General features: G+C 60.8%; 15 protein-coding genes and 3 pseudogenes. 4 read left to right on the forward strand and 14 right to left on the reverse strand.

The features are described 5' to 3' along the window. Positions 1-31: 31 nt before the first annotated feature. From AC2EAL_RS09345 to AC2EAL_RS09400, 12 genes and pseudogenes are all read right to left on the reverse strand, one after another. Positions 32-738, reverse strand: a pseudogene (locus AC2EAL_RS09345) (IS6 family transposase). A gap of 74 nt (positions 739-812) precedes the next feature. Beyond that, positions 813-3,269, reverse strand: a complete 2,457-nt coding sequence (locus AC2EAL_RS09350; protein WP_484723927.1) for a methyl-accepting chemotaxis protein — start codon at positions 3,267-3,269, stop codon at positions 813-815. Positions 3,270-3,841: 572 nt separating this feature from the next. Further along, a complete protein-coding gene (locus tag AC2EAL_RS09355; RefSeq protein ID WP_484723928.1) occupies positions 3,842-4,912 on the reverse strand; it encodes an ABC transporter ATP-binding protein in 1,071 nt (356 codons plus the stop codon). Between the two features lie 3 nt (positions 4,913-4,915). Beyond that, positions 4,916-6,424, reverse strand: a complete 1,509-nt coding sequence (locus tag AC2EAL_RS09360; protein WP_484723929.1) for a DUF5060 domain-containing protein — start codon at positions 6,422-6,424, stop codon at positions 4,916-4,918. A 3-nt stretch (positions 6,425-6,427) separates the two neighbouring features. Next, on the reverse strand, positions 6,428-7,294 hold the full coding sequence (locus tag AC2EAL_RS09365; protein WP_484723930.1) for a carbohydrate ABC transporter permease: 867 nt from the start codon (positions 7,292-7,294) through the stop codon (positions 6,428-6,430). Then, complete coding sequence (locus tag AC2EAL_RS09370) at positions 7,291-8,172, reverse strand: carbohydrate ABC transporter permease (protein ID WP_484723931.1); 882 nt, start codon at positions 8,170-8,172, stop codon at positions 7,291-7,293. The genes AC2EAL_RS09365 and AC2EAL_RS09370 overlap by 4 nt, the downstream gene beginning before the upstream one ends. A gap of 81 nt (positions 8,173-8,253) precedes the next feature. Then, the gene (locus tag AC2EAL_RS09375) at positions 8,254-9,492 is read right to left on the reverse strand and encodes an ABC transporter substrate-binding protein (protein ID WP_484723932.1); all 1,239 of its coding nucleotides are present in this window, start codon (positions 9,490-9,492) and stop codon (positions 8,254-8,256) included. A gap of 616 nt (positions 9,493-10,108) precedes the next feature. Further along, entirely contained in the window at positions 10,109-10,942 is an 834-nt protein-coding gene (locus AC2EAL_RS09380) for a DeoR/GlpR family DNA-binding transcription regulator (RefSeq protein WP_484723933.1), read from the reverse strand. A gap of 52 nt (positions 10,943-10,994) precedes the next feature. After that, entirely contained in the window at positions 10,995-12,035 is a 1,041-nt protein-coding gene (locus AC2EAL_RS09385; RefSeq protein WP_484723934.1) for an ABC transporter permease, read from the reverse strand. Next, positions 12,032-13,558, reverse strand: a complete 1,527-nt coding sequence (locus tag AC2EAL_RS09390) for a sugar ABC transporter ATP-binding protein (protein ID WP_484723935.1) — start codon at positions 13,556-13,558, stop codon at positions 12,032-12,034. The genes AC2EAL_RS09385 and AC2EAL_RS09390 overlap by 4 nt, the downstream gene beginning before the upstream one ends. After that, the gene (locus tag AC2EAL_RS09395) at positions 13,555-14,196 is read right to left on the reverse strand and encodes a DUF2291 family protein (RefSeq protein WP_484723936.1); all 642 of its coding nucleotides are present in this window, start codon (positions 14,194-14,196) and stop codon (positions 13,555-13,557) included. Before AC2EAL_RS09395 ends, AC2EAL_RS09390 begins: the two co-directional genes overlap by 4 nt. 70 nt (positions 14,197-14,266) lie before the next feature. Then, positions 14,267-15,214 (reverse strand): substrate-binding domain-containing protein, encoded by a 948-nt coding sequence (locus AC2EAL_RS09400; protein WP_484723937.1) that lies wholly within the window; start codon positions 15,212-15,214, stop codon positions 14,267-14,269. Between the two features lie 266 nt (positions 15,215-15,480). Between AC2EAL_RS09400 and AC2EAL_RS09405 the strand changes: the two genes are divergently transcribed. Genes AC2EAL_RS09405 through AC2EAL_RS09420 form a run of 4 tightly spaced genes read left to right on the forward strand, consistent with a single transcriptional unit; the run spans position 15,481 to position 20,180 of the window. Then, on the forward strand, positions 15,481-16,947 hold the full coding sequence (locus tag AC2EAL_RS09405; RefSeq protein WP_484723938.1) for an L-fucose/L-arabinose isomerase family protein: 1,467 nt from the start codon (positions 15,481-15,483) through the stop codon (positions 16,945-16,947). Between the two features lie 52 nt (positions 16,948-16,999). Further along, on the forward strand, positions 17,000-17,767 hold the full coding sequence (locus AC2EAL_RS09410) for a transketolase (protein ID WP_484723939.1): 768 nt from the start codon (positions 17,000-17,002) through the stop codon (positions 17,765-17,767). Continuing rightward, positions 17,767-18,720, forward strand: coding sequence for a transketolase family protein (locus AC2EAL_RS09415; protein WP_484723940.1), 954 nt, complete (start codon positions 17,767-17,769; stop codon positions 18,718-18,720). Before AC2EAL_RS09410 ends, AC2EAL_RS09415 begins: the two co-directional genes overlap by 1 nt. After that, on the forward strand, positions 18,717-20,180 hold the full coding sequence (locus AC2EAL_RS09420; protein WP_484723941.1) for an FGGY-family carbohydrate kinase: 1,464 nt from the start codon (positions 18,717-18,719) through the stop codon (positions 20,178-20,180). Before AC2EAL_RS09415 ends, AC2EAL_RS09420 begins: the two co-directional genes overlap by 4 nt. 182 nt (positions 20,181-20,362) lie before the next feature. Here the strand turns inward: AC2EAL_RS09420 and AC2EAL_RS09425 are convergent. Together AC2EAL_RS09425 and AC2EAL_RS09430 are read right to left on the reverse strand one after the other, a co-directional pair. Next, a pseudogene (locus AC2EAL_RS09425) lies at positions 20,363-20,479 on the reverse strand (IS6 family transposase); the annotation flags it as partial. A 104-nt stretch (positions 20,480-20,583) separates the two neighbouring features. Then, positions 20,584-20,683: pseudogene (locus AC2EAL_RS09430) on the reverse strand (IS5/IS1182 family transposase); the annotation flags it as partial.

Below are 20,683 nucleotides of genomic sequence, written 5' to 3' on the forward strand. Positions count from 1 at the left end.
CCAGTCTCCGTTACGCCCACCCACCTTCGGCTCAGGCAGCGAGAAGGCCGCGCATTTCCGCAAGAGCGGCAGCGCGGGTTGTCTTGCTGGGGTCGCGACCTTGGAGGTGCCGCTCCGTCGGAAAGTGGTTGTGGACCGAGGCATGGACTGAGGCGAACTTCTGCAACGTCCGCATGCGCCGGAACAGCAACATCGCTCGCTCGCGTCGTGGGAACGACAGGAGCCAGTTCTCGGCCCTATTGCTCAGTCAGCGTCCCATTTGGCGATCATCACCGTGATCGAGGTCTTTCAGATCGGCACCGTAGGACCGAAGGCGATTCGTGACGTTGGTCTCTGGCCCACCGTGCCGCTTCATGGATCCCTTCAAGAGCTTAAGGGATGCCTTGCGATCTCGGGACTTGGTGACGATGCTTTCCAGCACCTCGCCCTCGTGACAGACAGCGCGCCAAAGGTAATGAGTCACCCCGTTGATCTTCACGAAGACCTCATCCAGGTGCCGATGCCATCGTCGGCAAGCGCGTATTGCCGCTACCCACTTGCCATTGATCTCAGAGGCGAACATCGGGCCGAACCGGTTCCACCAGTATCGCACTGTCTCTGGCTGACCTCGACGCCCCGCTCATGCAAAAGATCCTCGACGTTGCGCAGCGAGAACAGGAAGCGGATGTAGAGCATCACCGCCAAGCGGATGATCTCGGGGCTCGGCTTGAAGTAGCGCAAGGGGGATCGTGTGGTCAGCGAGAAACGCGATCAGAGTACCCTGCCCCAACGCAAGGCAAGTTCTTCTGAAAACGCCGCTCTTTGCTCGGCACTCAGGCGGCGCGTACCGGACGCCGACTGGACGATTGAGCTTTGGCGGCGAGCGCGTCGAGGTGGAAGGCTGCCACGGCAGTGTTCAGGGTCGAGGCCTCGGTCCGCAGCGACGTCACGGCGTCGGCCGTCCCGCGCAAGGCAGCGGCGTTCTGGCGGGTGTCCGCATCGAGGGCCGTCGTGGCCTTGGATATTTCGCCGATCCCAGTTGACGTCTCGCTCGTCGCCGCCACGATGTCGTGGATCCTGACCGTCGCGTCCTCCAGCCCTGCGACGATCCTTCGGAAGGCGTCGCCGGACTGCTGCACGAGGGTGACGCCACTGCGAACATTGCCCGCAGAGGTCTCGACATACCCCGAGATCTCGCGCGCTGCTTCCGAGGACCGTTGCGCCAGCGCCCGCACTTCGGAGGCGACGACCGCGAAGCCGCGGCCGGCGTCTCCGGCGCGCGCAGCCTCAACGCCTGCGTTCAGGGCCAAAAGATTGGTCTGGAAGGCGATGTCGTCGATCAGTTTCAGGACCTTGCTGATCTGGTCGGACGAGGTCTGGATCAGATCGATCGCGGCGATGGTCTGCGTGATCACGTCATTGCCCACACGCGCCATTGCGGTGACATCCTCGACCGAAACACGCGCGGTCTCGGCCGATTTCGCGGCCGTCGTCACGTTCTCCAGGATCTGCGACAGTTCCCGCGCCGTCCGCTCGATCCGGATCGCGTTGGTGTCGGACCGCTGCATAAGGTCGCGCGCCGAGCCCGCGATCATCTGCGACGAGCCATCCACCCGTTCCGCAGACTGAGCGATGCGCGTCAGGGTCTCCGACAGGCTTGCCGCCGTCCCGTTCATGGCGCGGGCGATCTCGGCAAAGACGCCCGCAAAGGCGTCGGGCATGCGATGGCTCAGATCCCCTGCGGCCATCCGGTCGAGGGCACTGCGGACAGCGCCCAGGCCTGCGTCGGCTGCCTCGCCGATCCGGTTCATACCGTCGCAGATTTCCCGGAAGATCCCCTCCTTGTCGTCCGTCGCCAGCCGACGCGAGAAATCGCCTGCGGCACAGGCCTCGACGACTGCGGCGATTTCCGCCGCCGCGCGCCGCTCTTGCGCAAGGCGGGCCTCGGTCTCGGCACGTTCCCGTTCGGCAAGCGCCTCGCGCTCGGCCATCCGGTCGCGTTCCCGCTTGGCCTCCTCCATCTCCGCTTCCTTCTGCCGTGCGGACGCTTCCTTTGCCTCGGCCTCGGCCGTGCGCGCAGCCTCGAACGCGCTGCGGAATCCCATCACTGTGGCGTGCAATTCCGTGATTTCCGGCAGTTCGCGCCGGTTCTGGCGCACCCGGATGTCGAGGTCGCCCGCCGCGAGGCTGGTGAAGATCCGTCGCGACGCACCCAGCAACCCGATGACGCGGACCGTCAGCGCCCGGTAGGTGAATGCCAACAATATCAGCGACAGGACCGCAAAGGCTGTGCTCAGGACGGCAACCGTCGTCGCCTGGCCCTGTCGGCCCTGCCAGTATTCCGTCAGCGCGGCACCGCTGCTCTTCGACAGGGTCTCCAGCGCGCCGAGTGCGTCGTTCGACGTCGCGAAGAACGTCGCGAAATCCATGCCGTAGCCGGCTCTCGTGCCGTCTGCAGCGGCCCGCGAGGCCGCGACGAGCTGCTCGGTCAGCTGACGGTATTGGCCGAAGTACAGCTCATCCGCAGCTGCGATCTCGCGCAGGATGTCTTCGGGGACGTCCTCCACGTGTCGGATCGCGTTCAGAAGCGACTCCCAGGCCTCGCCTGCCCGCTTGCTGTCGACCTCGAATGCCGCGAGGTTGGCGCCGGAAATCGGAGCACCGGTCAGGGTGGCAATCGCAAGGTACGTGCGGGCCCGCCCACCGAACTCGCGCGCTTCCCAGGACTTCGCCTTGACATGCTGCAGGGCGCCCGCAAGCTGCGTCGAGACCCCGACGCGGTTGCGCAGCAACTCCGTGGCATTGCGCAGGCTGACCACCTCGCGCTTCAGCTCTTCGGGCAATTGCCGGGCCCGCACCGGATCCCTTTCGGGTCCGGGCAGCGCAAGGATCGCGTCGATCTCGGCGCGCAAGGCTTCGACGCGGGCAAGGCTGGCGGTCGTCAGCGCAACATACTCCGCCGTACTCGGCATGTCGGCGAGCGGCTCCAGCTGAAGGATGGCATCGGCAAGTCCGGCATCTGCCGCAGCGCGTTGCCGGATCACGATCTCGCTGAAGTCGGCAGGAATTGGGTCCGGCTGCGCAAGCGCCACTTGGACGACACTTCTTTCGAGCGACATCTCAATCGCGGCGCTGATCGCGGCCGACTCGGCGCTTCCCAAAAGGGCCGCACGCCGGATATCACGCTGCTCCGAAATGGCCGTCCAGGCAAGCTGGCCGCCAAACAGCGCAAGCAGGACCGCTATAAGGCCGAAAACGGCCAGGATCATCGTCTGAAGTTTCATGGCCATTCCCGTACCACCTCGCGAATCAGATACCACGCAAGTCCTAACGCTCGGTTAGGCGTCGTTCTTGGCCGGCATGTGCTATTCTAGCGAAGCGCAGGACGCGCCACTGCACCATCGGGTCTCAACCATACCGCACCTCCAATGGCTGTTTGCGCGGCTGCATGCATCGTTGGGAGATCGTCCCCGGCCCCGGAGGTGGTGCAATGGCCGGCTTCGCCAGCTACCCCGGCCGTAGCGCCAAGACCTATGTGGCAGCACTGAAGAAGCGGCGCATCTAGAGTGCGAGACCGACGTGGTCGCGCTGATCGACGCCCTCCTGATCGAAAAACGCAGCCGTCTGGTCGAAGGCCACGGCGACGCCAATTTCCCCTTTCGCCCCGCCTACGGGCACGACCACCCTCTTGGCTGGATCGCCAAATGCAGAATAGCAACTGACCGAACAGGGCTACGATGCAGATGGATTCAGAGAAGCATTGAAAATCAGGGGTAGAAGCCCTTTGGTCCAGGCTGGACGTCGCACATGAAGCCCATCAAACACCACAAGCGCCGATCCAAATGGCTCAGAATGAGCGAGGTCATGATCGGGTCATTTCAGGAGAACTAGTCCTGACCCTAAGCCCGGTTTCAGAGTCGAAGACATGACTGTGCCTAAGGTCAAAACTAATGAGGACCTCGCCGCCTGGTCGCGCGGAAAGTCGTTCTCGGCTGACCAGAACCACGGTTTCTCCACCCAACTCTACAGTCAGATGAAGTTCCGGCCCCGTCGGCTCGGACAAGAGCACGCGTGCTGGGCTGCCTTGTCCAATTAGAACATGTTCCGGACGGATGCCCAGGGTCAGTGGTCGCCCAGTCGGGAGCCCTGACGGAGCGGGAAGCCTCACCCCAGCAACTATCAGGTCAGCCCCGTCTATAGTGGTCGGCAAAAGGTTCATTGCCGGGCTGCCCATGAAGCCAGCAACGAAGATGTTTGCCGGCCGGTCATAAAGCTCCAGCGGTGTTCCGACCTGCTCAACCCGACCACCATTCATCACCACAATCTTGTCGGCCATGGTCATGGCTTCGATCTGGTCATGCGTGACATATAGTATGGTCGACTTGAGCCTTTGGTGCAGCGCCTTGATCTCGGCGCGCATCTGGACGCGCAGCTTTGCATCCAGGTTGGACAAGGGCTCGTCGAACAGAAACACGGATGGATGGCGAACAATGGCGCGCCCCATTGCAACGCGCTGGCGTTGCCCGCCCGACAACTGACCAGGCTTTCGGTCAAGAAGTGCTCCAAGTGACAGAATTTCAGCCGCCCTTGCAACCTCGGCATCGATCACGTGGCGAGGCTTCTTCTGCATCTCAAGCGCAAAGCCCATATTCTGGGCTACGGTCATTTGTGGATAAAGAGCATAGTTCTGAAAGACCATGGCAATGTCGCGGTCTTTGGGCTCAAGGTCATTTATACGCTTGTCATTGATGGCAATCTCGCCCCCGGTGACCGTTTCAAGTCCCGCAACCATACGCAAGAGCGTGGACTTCCCACATCCCGACGGACCGACCAATACGGTGAACTCGCCGTCCGCTATTTCAACATCAATTCCATGCAAAGCCTTCACAGCGCCGTAAGACTTCACGACCTTGCGGATCGAGACGGAACCCATCTCTTACCCCTTCAACGTAACGCGAATGGCGAGATGAGGTCGCCCAGGCAACCGTACACCAAACGCCGCGTCTGCCACGCCCCCGCGGACCACCTCGCCATGTCGGGTGGGATGTGGAACATAAGCCGGAATGCGTTCGGCCGGCGTGACGGTCATCTCCCAGGTGTCGATAATGTCGACATCGCAAGGGACATCGGTTTTGGGCAAGCCGCTGGTCCACTGGTCAGGCTGATGTTCGCCCAGATAAATGAAGGCGACCCGCCCGGAAACATCTCTCGCAGCCGACACGCGCGACCAGGGCCAGGCATCGTTCGATCCGATAGGCTCTAGTCCTCGAACACCGGAAGATTCGAGAATGTCGCGCAGGAATCCGATACGCTGCCATGCCTGTCCATGTAGTTTTCCCCCCTTTGCCCACCAAATCAGATCGTCGGGGTCGGAATAGGTTTCACCGTGGCCGGCGTATCCCCCGCGGGTGAGCGTTATCCAGAACCGGTGCGTCAGCTCGCTCGCCGAGATGTTGCCCCATGATGCCCAGATCGTGCCCTCGTACTCCGGCTCATCATTGACAACGGGCTTGCCAAAGTCGCGACGCCATTCCTGGGTTCGTTTTACGTCCCAGTTCTGAATGCAGACATGTGTGATCCATGGCTTTCGATGGTCGAAGTTCATTTTCTGGTCGCCGTTGTGAATCGACCTGAGATGGCCAACATGGTCGTGTTCTTCCAAGATATGGCAGAAACCGTCCCATTCCGACATCGGGATGGTGTCGAGAAGAAAGTCATATTCGTTTGCAAGCGCCCACCAGACATTGCGGTACGCCGAAAGCCGCGCGGCAAGGTACTTAACGTAGGCACGATTTTGCGCTGCCGACATACTGGCGTATCCCCAACGATCATAGGGATGGAACATGATCACATCGGCTTCGATGCCCATATCGGCCAACCGAGCAATCTGTGCCTCAAAGTGACGGAAGGCGACTGGATTGGGTCGATCAAAGTCGATCTTGCCATCAGTTCCTCGCAGATAGATGTCCTGCAGCGGCTCGTTCTCGTTGAACGGATAGTCCTTCGGAAACACACCCATGCGGATCTTGTTGAACCGGGTGCCAGCCAAGGTGGCCAGAGTTTCCTCCTGCATGGCCAACGGCTGATGCGTCCAAGCATAGCAAGTGGTGCCAAAGGGCAGATAGGGGGTACCGTCATCATAGGCGAAATGAAACCGGTCACGTACCCGGATCGGGCCGTGCACATCAGGCCGGGCAGCCAGGGCAGAGAAGCTTCCTGTCTGCCGGTCCAATGCCGCGGCGTTCGATTGCGTGGTCCATTCCCAGGTGCCCGGCTGGTCGGGCATGAATCTCAGAACATACTCGTCCCCGCCATCATGAAACCCAGTGACGCGCACGCTGCGATTGCCCTGTGAAAAGGTCGCATACAACTCCACCTCCAGATAGGGGTTGCCGACAGCTGGCCCGACCAAGCGTATTTCATGAAGGTCATAGACGTGGGTCATGGTTCATTCCTTAACGGCGCCAGTTGTCAGGCCCGAGATGAAGTAGCGCTGAAACATCAGATAGACGATTGCAGCAGGCAGGACGGTCATTACGATTGCAGCATTCAGTTCACCATAGTCGTTGGAGAACTGACTCGAGAATCCCATCATCCCCAAGGGAAGCGTCCACATTTCCTGCTCCTGAAGGATCACCAGGGCCATGGCAAATTCGTTCCAGGTCGCAACGAAGTCCAGGATCAGCAGAGCTGCGAGAACAGGAAGCGAAATCGGCAAGAATATTCGCCGGAAAATGGTGAAATGCCCTGCTCCGTCGATCCGTGCAGCTTCGGACAGCTCTCGCGGAACCGCATTGAAGAATCCGTACAGAATGAAGACCTGGTAGGGCACACCGAAGGCAAGGTAGGGCAGGATGATACCTGGATAGGTGTTGATCAGACCAAAAGCATTCACTTGCCGAAAGATCGGAGCCAGCATGACCTGAAAAGGTATCATTGTGCCAAAAACGACGAGCACGAAGAGAGCCCTGCGAAACGGCAGTTCAATCCGGGTCAGTGCATACGCGGCCATCGCTGAAAGAAACACCCCGAGCGGAACCTTGACTAAGCTAATTAGTGCGGAGTTGAGAGCGGTGGTATTGAAGCTGCCAGTCTCCCACGCAAAGGCGTAGTTTGCCCATTCCGGTGTGGTGGGCGCAGCGAAGGCAGAGGAGCGCATCACCTCGGCCGTAGACTTCAGCGATGTGAACACGATGAAGACGAAAGGCATGATCCAGATCAGTGCGACGACAATCAGTGATATCCACAAGGCCACCAGCACCGGGTCGCGTCGCGAACTGCCGACAGGGCGGAAGGCTTGTTCGAAGAGGCTCATCGTCTAGAATCCTCGGAATTCAGCATCCAGCGAAGATAGGGAATTACGATGATCAGGGTGATGCCCAGAAGGATGACCGAGATTGCTGCACCGCGGCCGAAGTCGCCCAATTGCATCGCCTGTGAGTAGGCCCACATGGCAAGCATCTGGGTTGACTGCGCCGGTCCGCCGCCGGTCATGCCATAGACGATGTCAAAGGCCTTGAGCGAGTTGATCAACGACAGGACCACGACGACAGTGATCGTGGGCTTGAGTGCATGCAGTGTTACGTGACGAAACACTCCCCAGCGTCCAGCCCCATCGATCCGTGAAGCTTCGATCAGAGTTAGAGAGACGGACTGCAAACCAGCCAGAAAGAGGACCATTGCAAAGCCCACAGACTGCCAGACATGGGCGGCAAAAACCGACCAGAGCGCCACTTGCCGATCCCCCAGCCAGTCGAGGATCCAACCGTCAAGCCCAAGTCCCAGAAGAGTAGCGTTGAGGAGGCCAAAAAAAGGATCGTACATCCACTTCCAGATTGTCGCGACGGCTATCGAGGCGATGATCACTGGAAGGTAGAAAATGACCCGCAGTGGTGCCACCGCGGGGATGTTCTGATTGAGCGCAAGCGCGAGGCCAAAGGCCACCAGATTTGGCACGATCACCGCAAGCAGTGTCCAAGCAATGGTGTTCCAGAGCGCTGTCCAGAAAACCGGGTCTTGCGTAGTAACCCAGTGGTAGTTGTCCCACCCCACGAAGTTACTGTCCGTGGTCAGACCGTTCCAACGCGAGAAAGACATCAGTATGACGTCAAGCATCGGATAGACGGCAAACAGAAGATAAACCCCGACGGCCGGGGCAAGCATTAACCAGCCCGTCGTCGAGGACTTGAGCATTGGCCTTGCAGCCATCGTGGTACCGCTCTCAGTAAGGAAGGGCGGCGGCCGATCGAGGCCACCGCCCTTGAGTTTCGCCTACTAGCTGCGGCCGGAAATGAACTTCTGCAGCGCCGCGCCAGCCTCTTCTGGCGGCAGCACATCAGAAGCCACCTCATTGATAACCCGGAAGTATTCTGTCGTCACGTCCAGCGGGAAGGCCTGATCGCCATTCACGAAAGTCTCGCTATACGTAGCGAAGATGTCCATCCACGCCTGATCGAGCGGCCGAACATCCGTATAGGTCACGTTCGAATTGATCGAGATCGATCCGAACAGGCCCGACACGGACTGCTGGACTGCGTCTGATGTCAAGTAGTCAAGGAAGACTGCCGCCGCATCGGGAGCGTCGCTTTGGGTCGAGATGTAGAAATTCTCCCCGAAGCCGTAAAGCCGCCCCGTTCCGGTCGGGAAGGGGAAGACGCCCATGTCGTCTCCGCGACCGGCTTCACTCACCTGGTTCACCAGCCAGTCGCCTTCCAGCATCATCGCGGCGCGATCCGCAATGAAGAGGTTGAAGGACTGCGCCTGATCGATCCCCATGAACGGCTTGAGGAAGTGGTTCGACGTCCAGCCGTGGAATTCTACGAATGCCTCGGTCGCGCAAGGTTCGGTCGACCAGTCGAGTTTCATGCCCATGAGCGCATCGCGCTTCTCGGCGCCGCACGTCGTTTCAAGCACGACGTCCATTAGACGCATCACGTGCCAGTTCACCGTGCCGCCAAAGGTGAATGCCGGAATCCCCGCATCTTTCAGCTTCTGCGCTGCGGCCTTCAACTCGTCATAGGTGTCAGGCAGCTCGGTGATGCCGGCCTGCTCGAACAGCGCCTTGTTGTAGTAGATCGCTTCGCCGCGGAACGTATACGGCACGCCGTGGCGGTTGGGCGGATAACTACGCGTAAAGCCCTCTGCCGTGCCGACCAGCCGGTCGTCCCAGTTATACTGCGCGTAATAGTCGTCCAGTGGCAGCGATAGTCCGGAGTTGACGAACTCGCCCCCCAGGCCGAGGCCTGCCCACATGAAGTAAATGTCGGGACCTTGGTCGGACTGCGCAGCGACGCGCAGCGCCGCCTTGTGTTCGTCCGTCGAGCGACGTTCGAGCGTCACAGAGATGTCCGGGTTCGCAGTCTGAAAGTCGGCAACTATGCGATCCCAAGCAGCCGTCACCTCTTCCGATCCCGACGTGAGTGCCCAGACTGTCAAGTCTTGCGCGGCAGCCTGACTGCAGAATGCGGCCGAAAAGGCGATGACAGACAATCCTGTACGATTCATGCGCTTCATGGTGCTCCTCCCCGAAAGAACGCTCGTTCGCGTTCACGATCATTCGCAAGGCCACAGTGACAGAAATTCCGCACTCGTCAATCTCCGTAACCGCAAATATTTACGGTTGGCGCGTTTTGATTTCGGTTCTGGGCCCCAGGGCCTGAAACTGGGCAATGATCCTCACGTATTTCTGTCCTTAGCGCATGGCTCTGCAGGTTCATTCCGGCAAGGGGTACATCCGTTGACTGCAACACAAGAACTGCACCAATCAGCTAGAGATCGTCGCTGACACAAGGAACAGAGCCTGCTGGCCAGAGGCTGATCTTGTCGGCGAAGCAGCCATGGGTTTAGGTTCCGAAGTGGCCGGAGAGGTGCTGAGTGCCACTTTGCTAGGGATTGAAATTCATCTCCCCACAAACTCGGTTACATTGCCTCGACGTCACCTTCGCGAGTCCGAGTACAAAGGGCGGCCCTTCCGTGTGCACATCGCACCGAAGGCACGCGAAGCGGCGGAAGCGGCACAGAATGCGGGCAAGACGCGTGAAGAGCCGCTACCCGGCTCCGGCCCTTAGCGGTGATGGCTGGCACCTGGGGTCAGGGTGTTCAAGGTCTGCCGGGCCAGATCAAGGTGTGGTCAACGGGCAATCATCATCGTGAGGCCGCAGCGTTCGAATTCGGCAACATCCGACTCGGATATTGCGTCATCCGTGATGAAGGTCTGGATCAAGTCCAGCGAGCCAAGACGCGTGAATGAGGATCTGTTGATCTTCGTCGAGTCCGCCACAAGGTAGACGTGGCTGGCCGCCTTGATCATCGCCTCCTTCAGTTGGAGGTCGGCAAAGCTGGGGTAGGTCAGACCGGAATCCGATGCAACCCCGGCGGTGGCAAGGAACAGCTTTCCGGCAAAGATATTGCGGAAATACTCGGCTGACTTGTCACCGGTCAGGGACAGGGTCGGTGCTTTGAACTGACCACCCGGCATATGCACCGCGTTACCGGGAACGGCGCCCAGGATCATGGCGATGTTCAGCGCATTGGTGATCACGGTCAGGTTGCGGTGGCCCACCAAGCGCAGAGCAATTTCAGTTGTCGTCGTGCCGGCATCCAGGATCAAGGTTTCGCCGTCCTTGACCAGACCGGCTGCCAGCGCGCCGATCTTGCGCTTTTTGTCCATGTTCTCCTGATGGTGCAGCGTAGGCGCGCCAACCGGCGTCGGAACCGAGTTCAGGAAGGCCCCGCCGTGTTCGCGTGTCAGAACGCCCTCTTGCTCCAGCCGTTCAAGGTCTTGGCGGATGGTGGCCTCGGACACCTGAAACGCGGCGGCAAGGTCGCGAACGCGCGCGGCGCCCTCTTCCTGAATCCACTCCAGAATGCGCCGACGGCGTGGTTCGGACAGCAGTCCGGCCATGTTGTCTTTGCCAAGCTTTTCTGGTCGCTTATCCACCCAAAGGTCTTTCTGCTTTGGCATGTCGCCGTTGGCGTCAAGATTTAGTCGTGATCCGACAGCCGCGCAACGCCGATTACCGCGCTGCTGCCTCTTGGGCCAGAGCAACGCGGGCCTGCAAGCGGCTTTGGGCCTGGTCAATCACCACTGCGACAATGATGACAATGCCCTTGATCACGGTCTGCCAGAAACTGGACACCCCCATCATGATGAGCCCGTCGGAAAGAATGCCGATCACAAAGGCCCCGACGATCGTGCCGGTGATGCGCCCGCGCCCGCCGCTCATCGAGGTGCCGCCAAGGACAGCGGCGGCGATGGCATTCAGCTCGAAGGTCTCGCCGGTGGCGGGGTGGGCGGCCTGCAGCTGGCTGGCGATGATCAGACCTACCAAAGCGGCACAGAAGCCCGAGAACATGTATACGAACATCTTGATGCGGTTGACCTTGACCCCCGAAAGCGCCGCCCCCCGTTCATTGCCGCCAACGGCATAGATGTGCCGGCCGAGGGGCGTGCGGCGCGAGATGTAATGGGCCAGTACCGCGACCGCGATCAGCATCCAGACCATGAAGGGCAGGCCCAGGATGGTGCCAGTACCGATGAAGGCAAAGCTGGTGGTGCCCATCTCTTCCGTGCCTGAAAGGTTGGGGAAGGTGCGCCCACCCGACGACAGCAGGGCAGCCCCCCGCGCAATGTAGAGCGTGCCCAGAGTGGCAATGAAGGGGGCAACATTCAGCCGGGTTATGAGGATTCCGTTGATCATGCCCACGCCAACCCCGACCAATGCGACAAGGCCGACGATTTCGTAGGTGTTGAACCAGATCGTATAGCCCAATCCGGTGTCGACCCCATTCAGCATCAGCCAGCCCGCCACCATTGCGCACAGCCCGACGATCGAGCCAACCGAAAGGTCAATCCCGCCGGTGATGATCACAAAGGTCATGCCGATGGCCAGGAAGGCATTCAGCGCCACGTGTTTGGAGATGATTACGGCGTTGGCGGCAGACAGGAAGTTGGGGGCCATTACCGCGAAGAACGCAAAGACCAGGATCAGCGCCACGAAGGTGCGAAGACGCAACAGCATTAGCAGGGCATTGGTTGTGGGAGAGAGCGTGCTCATGCTGCGGAAGCCTTCGATTTGCCTGGGCTGGCCGCCCCGATGATTGCTGCGGCTTCGGCATCACCCGCGAACTCTCCGGTGATACGGCCATTCGCCATGACCAGGATGCGGTCGGAGAGAGCGCGAACTTCGTCGAGATCGGAGGTGACAAAGAGGATGCCGAGGCCCTCGGCCGCGAGCTTGCGCATGGTGCGGAACACTTCGGCCTTCGCTCCGATGTCAATGCCGCGACTGGGTTCGTCCATCAAGAGGACCTTCGGGTTGGTCATCAGGGCCTTGCCGATGACCACTTTCTGCTGGTTGCCGCCCGATAGCGATGAGACCGGATTTTCGGGACTGGCGATCTTGATGGTCAGTCGTTTCACGAAGTCCATCGCAGTGGCCGCCTCAGCCTTCAGGCTGAGATGGAAGAAGCGGCTGAAGCGGTCTAGGGCCGAAAGGGTCAGGTTTTCGCGGATCGCCATGATCTGCACTAGACCGTCGCGCTTGCGATCTTCGGGGATCAGTGCCACGCCGCGCGCGATGCGGGATGCAACGTCGGGTTCGGTCAAGGGCCTGCCATTGATGAAGAAGCGTCCGCTTGAGTGGGGATGCTGGGCCATCACGCACTCGACGAACTCTGTTCGCCCTGCACCCATAAGCCCGTAAAGCCCGACAATTTCGCCGCGACGTACCGAAAGAGAAACATGGTCAACCGCATAACCACCACCAGCGCGCGGCAGGGTGACGTCCTCGGCGCGAAACACTTCATCACCAAAGCTCGGCGGTTCTGTCCGCGGGAACTCCTTCGAGCCATCGCCGATCATCGCACGCACAATCCAGGGGATGTCCACACCCGCCATGGGTCGATCGCCCGTGATCAGGCCATCGCGCAAGACAGTGATGCGGTCGCCGATGCGGATCAGTTCTTCAAGACGATGACTGATGTAGACGATACAAACGCCTTGCGCCGTCAGGTCCCGAATGATGCGGAACAGCACGTCAACTTCCGCCGCTGACAAGGCGCTGGTAGGTTCGTCAAGGATCAGGATGCGCGCATCTTGCGCCAAAGCCTTCGCAATTTCCACGATCTGTTGTTGACCTACGCGCAGGTGACCAAGCGGGGTGTCAGGGTCGATGTCCTGTTCCAACCGCTGCATCAAGTCGGCGGCGGAGCGTCTTTGCCGGGCCGCGTCGATGTCGATCCCGCCTCGCAGGGGTTCCCGGCCGATGAAGATGTTCTCGGCCACGGTAAGGTTGGGAAAGAGATTCAATTCCTGAAAGACGATGCCGATGCCATGCGCCACCGCATCTGCCTTTGACCGGAACTGCACCTCGCGCCCATCCATCAGGATGCAACCCTCGGTCAGCGTCTCTACCCCGGCGATCACTTTCATCAGGGTCGATTTTCCGGCACCATTTTCGCCGACAAGCACGTTTACTGCGCCCATGTGCAGGTCGAAGTCCACGCCTTTCAAGGCGCGCGTGCCCGGATAAACCTTAACTCCGCCCCGAACCTGCAAACCGACGCTGTGGTCGTTCATTTCGAGACCTCGATCACAGTGACGAGCCATGGGTCATTTGCAGTCTTCAGCGTAACGGCACCCGTGAAGCCAAGCGTCGTGCCAATCAGGTCGCCCTCGGGCAGGTTCAGTGCGGCCGAGACCCGGTCGTTGATCGCACGACCGAGCTTGGCAAATTCGATCTGGTCGCGGAAATCGTTGAAATCGTAGATTGGCGCCACGTCGCGCAGTGCAGTGCCCTTAATCACCGGACCAAGTTGCAGGGTCAGGTCTGCCTTGCCGTCACCGTCAAGATCCAGAGCCGCCGTCCTTGCCCGGCTTTGCAGATTGGCCTCCACCACTTGGCCGCTCCCCTTGACTGCGAAGTTCCAAGCTGCGCCTTCGCCTGCACCCCGATTTCCCGTCGCGGTCCCTGTGGCATCCAGCCCCGCTGCAACGGCAGCCCGTAGCGGTCCCGCCTCTGACGCCTTGTCGCGAATAAAGGGTAGGAGTTGGCTTTGCAGTGTTTCGTCCAGCAAGAGTGCAATCCGCGCCTCATCCCCCGCCTCGCCGCTGGCAATTTCCGTCGCAGCCCCCGGTTCGGGGTTCTTGATGATCTTGCAGGCGGTCATGCACAAGGTCGCCAGGCAGGCTAGCGCGATGGTCGGCAGACGGGTCATTTTCGTTCCGAGGCAAATGGAAGGGTCCGGCGCGGCCGGGAGCAGGCCGCGCCGGTTCAGGCCACCGACATCAGCTGCCCAGTGCGAAGGTCTCAAGCTTGGCCGCATTGTCGGCGTTGACCAGAACGCAATCCATCAGCTGCTTTTCCTCTAGCCCGGTTGACCCGGTTGCCAGATACTTGTCGGCCTGCTCGACCGCCATCTGAGCTTGCGCATAGGCCGGTTGCAGCACGGTGGCCTTGATGCCGCCCGCCAAGATGCTGTCGCGCACATCATTCGATCCGTCGAAACCGACGACGATCACATCCGTCCTGCCTGCAGCCTCCAGAGCCGCCCAAGCACCCATCGCCATGGTGTCGTTACCCGAGATCACGCCCTTGATGCTTGGGTTCGCCTGCAACATCGATTCCATCACCGTGAAGGCTTCGGTCTGCGACCAGTTGGCAGTCTGCTTGGCGACCAGCTTCAGGTCGGGATACTGCGAGATGACGTCGGTGTAGCCTTGGGAACGGATCCCGGCATTGGTGTCGGATTCCTTGCCGACGAGTTCGGCATAGTCGCCGGCTTCGCCCATCAGCTTCACGAACTCCTCGGCCCCAAGCTGCGCGCCTTGGTAGTTGTTCGACACGATCTGGCTGACGGCCACGCCGGTCGCGGTGATCTCGCGGTCGATCAGGAAGCTTGGGATCCCAGCGTCTTTTGCCTTCTGGACGGCTGCCACCGACGCGTCGGCCCCGGCGTTGTCCAGAATGATCGCCTTCACGCCCGCAGCGATCGCGCTGTCGAACAGTTGGTTCTGCTTGTTGGCGTCGTCGTCGTGCACCAGCACCATGACTTCATAGCCGAGTTCGACCGCCTTTGCGGCGGCGCCGTCGGCCTCGGCCTTGAAGAACGGGTTGTCATGGCTGGGGGTGATGATCGCGATGGTGCCTTTGGCCTGCGCTAGGGACAGCGTCGGCAGGATGCCCGAGACAGCAGCAGCAAGGCTGCCCACAAAGAGGCGGCGGTTCAGTTTCATGATGTCCTCCCTTTCAAACGATATCGATAGGTTTCGATTCGTTGGGATACATGCATGATGACCTCGCTTTTGATTGTCAATTGCTTTATAATGTTTTCGATCATTGCGCTTATGGCATCCTCTTTCCTGCAAGATCATCCGTTCATCCACTCGCATCCGGTAACTCCGCTTGCACCGCGGGAAGACTCGCTGTAAAAGCACAGCACTCGAAAGCAAACGAAATCGCCTGCGGGGCGAGGAAGCCACCGCGACCGGGGAAGGGAACCATGTCCACCATCTTCCAGCGCAAGATCAGCCTTGGTGTCGTCATCGGCAGCCGCGCCTTCTTCAGCCCCGCCCCCTGCAAGGCCGCACGCGATGACGTGCTATCGCAGCTGGCAAAGCTGAACATCGACGCAGTGATCCTGCCATTCGAGGCCACAGCGAACGGCGCGGTTCAATCCATCGCTGACGCCGATCTCTACGCGGCCCACTTCAAGGCGCACGCCGATAGGATCGACGGGTTGGTAATCTGCCTTCCGAACTTCGGCGATGAAATCGCCGTGGCCGAACTGGTGAACCGCGCCCGGCTGAACGTTCCGGTTCTCGTCCAGGCTTCAAATGACGAGGTTGCCAAAGTCTCCGTCTCCGAACGTCGCGACGCGTTTTGCGGCAAGATCAGCGTCACCAACAACTTCTGGCAGTACGGTGTCCCGTTCTCGGAAACCACAAGCCATACCTGCGACACCTGGGGCGAGGAACTTGGCCGCGACCTTGACCGCTTTGCCCGCGTCTGCCGCACAGTGAAAGGCCTGCGGAACGCCCGACTTGGCTCTATAGGGGCGCGGACCGGTGCCTTTCAGACCATGCGCTATTCCGAAAAGCTGCTGCAGGCAGCCGGCGTCACCGTGGTGACCGTGGACCTGTCCGAAATGATGGGGGCTGCGTCAGCCATCAAGACTGACGACCCGGCCCTGCTGAGCACGCTGGAAAAGGTCAAGAACTACGGGAAGATCCCCGCCCATATCCAGCCTGCCCAGATCGAAAGGCAAGCCCGCTGGACGCTCGCCGTCAATCGCTGGATCGAGGAAAACGGCTGCGACGCCAGCGCCATTCAATGCTGGCGCAGCCTGCAGGACAACTTTGGCTGCGCCACCTGCCTGACGATGTCGATGATGGGCGAAGACCTGATGCCCTCGGCCTGCGAGGTCGACATCATGGGCGCACTGTCGATGTATGCGCTGGCGCTGGCAAGTGGCGCACCCCCGGCGATCCTCGATTGGAACAACAACTACGCCTACGAAGAAGACCTCTGCGTCTGCACCCATTGCGGGAACTACCCGAAGTCCTTCATCGGCGACACGCCCGAAGTGGGCGAGTTGGACGTGCTGGGCGAAAGCATCGGGCGGTCGAAATGCTTCGGCGCGGTCAAGGGCAAGGTGAAGCCCGGTCCGATGACCTATTTCCGTCTGTCCACGGACGACCGGCGCGGCACCGTGAAGTGCTACCTGGGCGAGGGCGAGTTCACCGACCATCCCTTCGCGATGGACGGAGGCATCGCCACCACCCGCGTCAAGGAATTGCGGAAGTTGCTGAAGTTCGTGACGCAAAACGGCTTCGAACACCACGTCGCCATGGTCCGCGGCCACCATGCTGATGTCGTCAACGAGGCAATGACCCGGTATCTCGGTTGGCCGATCTACCACCATGGGCAAGAGCCTGAACCCCAACTCACCTTCCCGAACCGGTTCTGACAATATGCTGACGAATGACAAGATCCCGCTAATCCGGGAAAAGGCACTGTGGATGCGGCGCACAGCCTTTACCATGGTACATCGCGCACAACTGGGCCATCCGGGTGGCGACTTTTCGGCCATGGACATCCTCGCCACGCTGTACTTCGGGGTGATGAACTACGACCCCCAACGCCCCGACTGGGATGGGCGTGACCGCTTCGTCATGTCCAAAGGCCACGCCACCGGAGCGCTCTACTCCGCCCTCTGCGCGGCGGGCTATTTTCCCGAGGATTGGCTGTCCAGCTACATGCAACCGAAGTCGCTCCTCAACGGCCACCCGAACCGCAACTACCTGCCCGGAATCGAAACCAACACCGGCCCCCTGGGTCACGGCTTCCCCGTCGCCACCGGCATCGCCATTGCCGGCCAGATCACCGGCGCGACCTACAGGACCTTTGTGCTGACCGGCGATGGAGAACAGCAAGAGGGGTCGAACTGGGAGGCCGCGATGGTCGCGGGCCACCGCAAGCTTGCGAACCTCACCCTCATCATCGATCGCAACCGCCTGCAACAGGGCGCGGGGACCGAGGAGACCTCTGGCCTTGACCCCCTCGACGACAAATACCGCGCCTTCGGCTTCGACGTGTTCGAGGTGGACGGCCATACTCCCGAGGCCCTGCTGGCTACACTTGGGGCTGCCCCCGGCACCAGGCCGCGCTGCGTGATCGCGAACACGGTCAAGGGCAAGGGTGTAAGCTTCATGGAAGGCGTCGCCTCGTGGCACCACGGCGTCCCGAACGATGCGCAATATGCCCAAGCCATGCGGGAGCTTGCCTGATGGCCCACGCCTCAACCGCCGCCGCCGGGCTTCACGATTGCCGGAACATCTGGGTGCAGACTCTGGAGCAACTGGCCGAGTCTGACCCCCGCATTGTCGCGGTGGTCAATGACTCGGTCGGGTCCTCCAAGCTTGGGAGTTTCCAGAAGAAGTTCCCGGACCGCCTGATCAACGTGGGCATCGCCGAGCAAGTGATGGTCGGCGTCGGCGCAGGGCTGGCGAATGGCGGCCGTATTCCTTTCGTCTCCGCCGCAAGCTGCTTTCTCACCGGTCGCGCGCTTGAACAGCTAAAGGCCGACATTGCATATGCCAATTTCAACGTGAAGCTGGTCGGTCAATCCTCTGGCGTCGCTTACGGAGAACTTGGGGCCACCCACCACTCCATCGAAGACCTCGCCTGGCTCCGGCCCCTGACCAATCTCACCGTCATCGTTCCCGCCGACGCCTGGGAAACCGCCGAAGCCGTGAAATGGGCTGCAAGGCACGAGGGCCCGGTCTACCTCCGGCTCTCCCGCACGCCCGTCCCCGACCTTGATATCCCGAACCGAACCTTTCATCCGGGCAAGGCCGAGGTCGTCCTTCAGGGCGATGACCTGACAATCGTTGCCTGCGGGACCACTGTGCACTTGGCAGCCTCTGCAGCGTACCGGCTCAGGGCTGAAGGCATCACTGCCCGCGTCCTGAACTTCTCCACGATCAATCCCCTCGACGAAGCCGCCCTCCACGAGGCCACTGCCACCGGCGCCATCGTCACGGTCGAAGAGGCCTCGGTCCGGGGCGGCCTTGGCGGCGCGGTGGCCGAGTTCACCTCGGCCCACAGGCCCGTGCCAGTCGAACGCATGGGCTTCCCTGGTTTTCTTCCCACCGGATCCACCGACTGGCTTTTCAAGGAGTACGGCCTTTCAATTGATGGCATCATTGCCGCCGCTCACCGAGCGCTGGGTCGCAAATGAGCGTCTTGCGAGTCCTTTCCATCGACCAGGGCACCACCAACACCAAGGCGCTGCTCATAGACCAGACCGGCAGTGTCCTCGCCCGTGCCTCCGCGCCGCTGAGAACCTCGTACCCGCACCCCGGCTGGGCTGAACAGTCCGCGTCGGACATCTGGGCTTCGGTCCAGTCCGTCATTGCGCAGATTGTTACCGAAACCGGGTCGCAGATCGACGCGATCGCCATCGCCAACCAGCGTGAGACTCTGGTCCTGTGGGACAGCGAAACCAGCGAGCCGGTCTGCCCCGCTCCGATCTGGCAATGCCGCCGCACCGCTGACGACTGCGCCGCGCTCATCGCTCAAGGCCATGACCCGGAAGTGACCGCCGCCACAGGTCTGGGAATCAACCCGCTTTTCCCGGCCTCGAAACTCGCCTGGGCGCTGCGGAATGTCGAGAAGGCTGCGGGACTTCACTTAGAGGGCCGCCTCCGTGCCGGGACCGTCGACGCCTGGCTACTTTGGAACCTCACCGGGGGCGCCGCCTTTGCGACCGACCATTCCAACGCTAGCCGCACGCAGCTTTTCGATACGCGCAGCCTGACTTTCTCGGCTGACCTTGGCCGGGTCTTCGGCGCGCCGGTGGATTGCCTGCCGGAACCGCTCCCGTCGGACAGCCTGTTTGGTGTCACATCGGCTGGCGCGACTGCACTCCCCGCCGGACTGCCAATTCGCGCGATGCTGGGCGACAGCCATGCTGCACTGTATGGCCATGGCATCCGCCAGCCGGGACCAGTCAAGGCGACCTACGGCACCGGCTCCAGCCTGATGACGCTGACGCCCTCCCGAGTGACTTCGAACCATGGCCTTTCGGGGACCATTGCCTGGACCGATAGCAACGGCACGGCCTATGCGCTTGAGGGCAACATCACAGTGTCCGCCCAGGCCGCTGCGTTCATGGCAAGCATATTGGGTCTTGCTGACGCGGCTGCAGTTTCCGCGCTGGCTCAAACCGTACCAGACGCAGGTGGCGTAACCTTCGTGCCGGCTCTCGCCGGTCTAGGAGCACCGCATTGGAAAGACGCAGCACGCGGCACAATTGCCGGCATGACCCATGCCACCAAACCTGCCCATCTGGCACGTGCAACCTTTGAGGCGATCGCGCACCAGATCGCGGATGTGTTGGATGCGATGGAGGCTGATATCGGCCAGCCCCTTGCCACTCTTTCGGCGGACGGGGGCGCATCGGGCAACGGGTTCTTGATGCAATTGCAGGCGGACCTGCTGGCTCACACAGTAAGCGCGGCCAAGGTCGAGGAAATCGGTGCTTTGGGTGTTGCCGGCATGGCAATGGCAAGTATTGGCTGCCCGGTTGTGCCAAAGGTCGAGTTCACAACCTTCTCGCCACGGATGCCAGAGAATCTTCGGACAGCAGCTCGATCGCTTTGGTCAACGTCCGTACGGCAATCGGTACGCGAAGGTTGAGTGCATTCTCATCCAAAGCTGCCAGTCCGAGACACTTCGCATTGAACCTGGGGGCGGGACTCGTTCTGGCATCATAGCCAGTATATTGCGGTTGCGGCGAGAGCGACTGCAGCGAGGAAGACCTGGGGGGTGCTGTCAGACGAATGCGAACCAGTCTCCGTTACCCCAACCCCACCTTCGGGTCAGGCACCGAGCAGGCCGCGCCACTCGGCGAGAGCGGCGGCACGGGTCTGCTTGTAGGCGTTGCGATCTTGGAGATGGCGCTCCGTCGGAAAGTGGCTGTGGATCGATGCGAGGACTAGAAGATTAACGGCAGGCGGATGATCTCGGGGATCGTCTTGAAGTAGCGGAAGCGGGACCGTTTGGTCAGTTGGCGAGGCTAGGGTCAGGACTCGTTCTTGCTTCATAGCCAGAACATGACAGTTGCAGCGAGAGCGACGGCGGAGAGGAAGACCTTGTGGCACCTGTCGTATCGGGTAGCAACACGTCGCCAGTCCTTCAGT

The organism is Tabrizicola sp. T74 (genome assembly GCF_057219935.1).

Bases quoted from the DNA above. Each gene is read 5' to 3' on its own strand.
- AC2EAL_RS09415 (WP_484723940.1), top strand. From the start codon at position 17,767: ATGGCCCACGCCTCAACCGCCGCCGCCGGGCTTCACGATTGCCGGAAC.
- AC2EAL_RS09375 (WP_484723932.1), bottom strand. From the start codon at position 9,492: ATGAAGCGCATGAATCGTACAGGATTGTCTGTCATCGCCTTTTCGGCC.
- AC2EAL_RS09410 (WP_484723939.1), top strand. From the start codon at position 17,000: ATGCGGCGCACAGCCTTTACCATGGTACATCGCGCACAACTGGGCCAT.
- AC2EAL_RS09400 (WP_484723937.1), bottom strand. From the start codon at position 15,214: ATGAAACTGAACCGCCGCCTCTTTGTGGGCAGCCTTGCTGCTGCTGTC.
- AC2EAL_RS09360 (WP_484723929.1), bottom strand. From the start codon at position 6,424: ATGACCCACGTCTATGACCTTCATGAAATACGCTTGGTCGGGCCAGCT.
- AC2EAL_RS09355 (WP_484723928.1), bottom strand. From the start codon at position 4,912: ATGGGTTCCGTCTCGATCCGCAAGGTCGTGAAGTCTTACGGCGCTGTG.
- AC2EAL_RS09365 (WP_484723930.1), bottom strand. From the start codon at position 7,294: ATGAGCCTCTTCGAACAAGCCTTCCGCCCTGTCGGCAGTTCGCGACGC.
- AC2EAL_RS09390 (WP_484723935.1), bottom strand. From the start codon at position 13,558: ATGAACGACCACAGCGTCGGTTTGCAGGTTCGGGGCGGAGTTAAGGTT.
- AC2EAL_RS09420 (WP_484723941.1), top strand. From the start codon at position 18,717: ATGAGCGTCTTGCGAGTCCTTTCCATCGACCAGGGCACCACCAACACC.
- AC2EAL_RS09370 (WP_484723931.1), bottom strand. From the start codon at position 8,172: ATGCTCAAGTCCTCGACGACGGGCTGGTTAATGCTTGCCCCGGCCGTC.
- AC2EAL_RS09350 (WP_484723927.1), bottom strand. From the start codon at position 3,269: ATGGCCATGAAACTTCAGACGATGATCCTGGCCGTTTTCGGCCTTATA.
- AC2EAL_RS09380 (WP_484723933.1), bottom strand. From the start codon at position 10,942: ATGCCAAAGCAGAAAGACCTTTGGGTGGATAAGCGACCAGAAAAGCTT.
- AC2EAL_RS09405 (WP_484723938.1), top strand. From the start codon at position 15,481: ATGTCCACCATCTTCCAGCGCAAGATCAGCCTTGGTGTCGTCATCGGC.
- AC2EAL_RS09385 (WP_484723934.1), bottom strand. From the start codon at position 12,035: ATGAGCACGCTCTCTCCCACAACCAATGCCCTGCTAATGCTGTTGCGT.
- AC2EAL_RS09395 (WP_484723936.1), bottom strand. From the start codon at position 14,196: ATGACCCGTCTGCCGACCATCGCGCTAGCCTGCCTGGCGACCTTGTGC.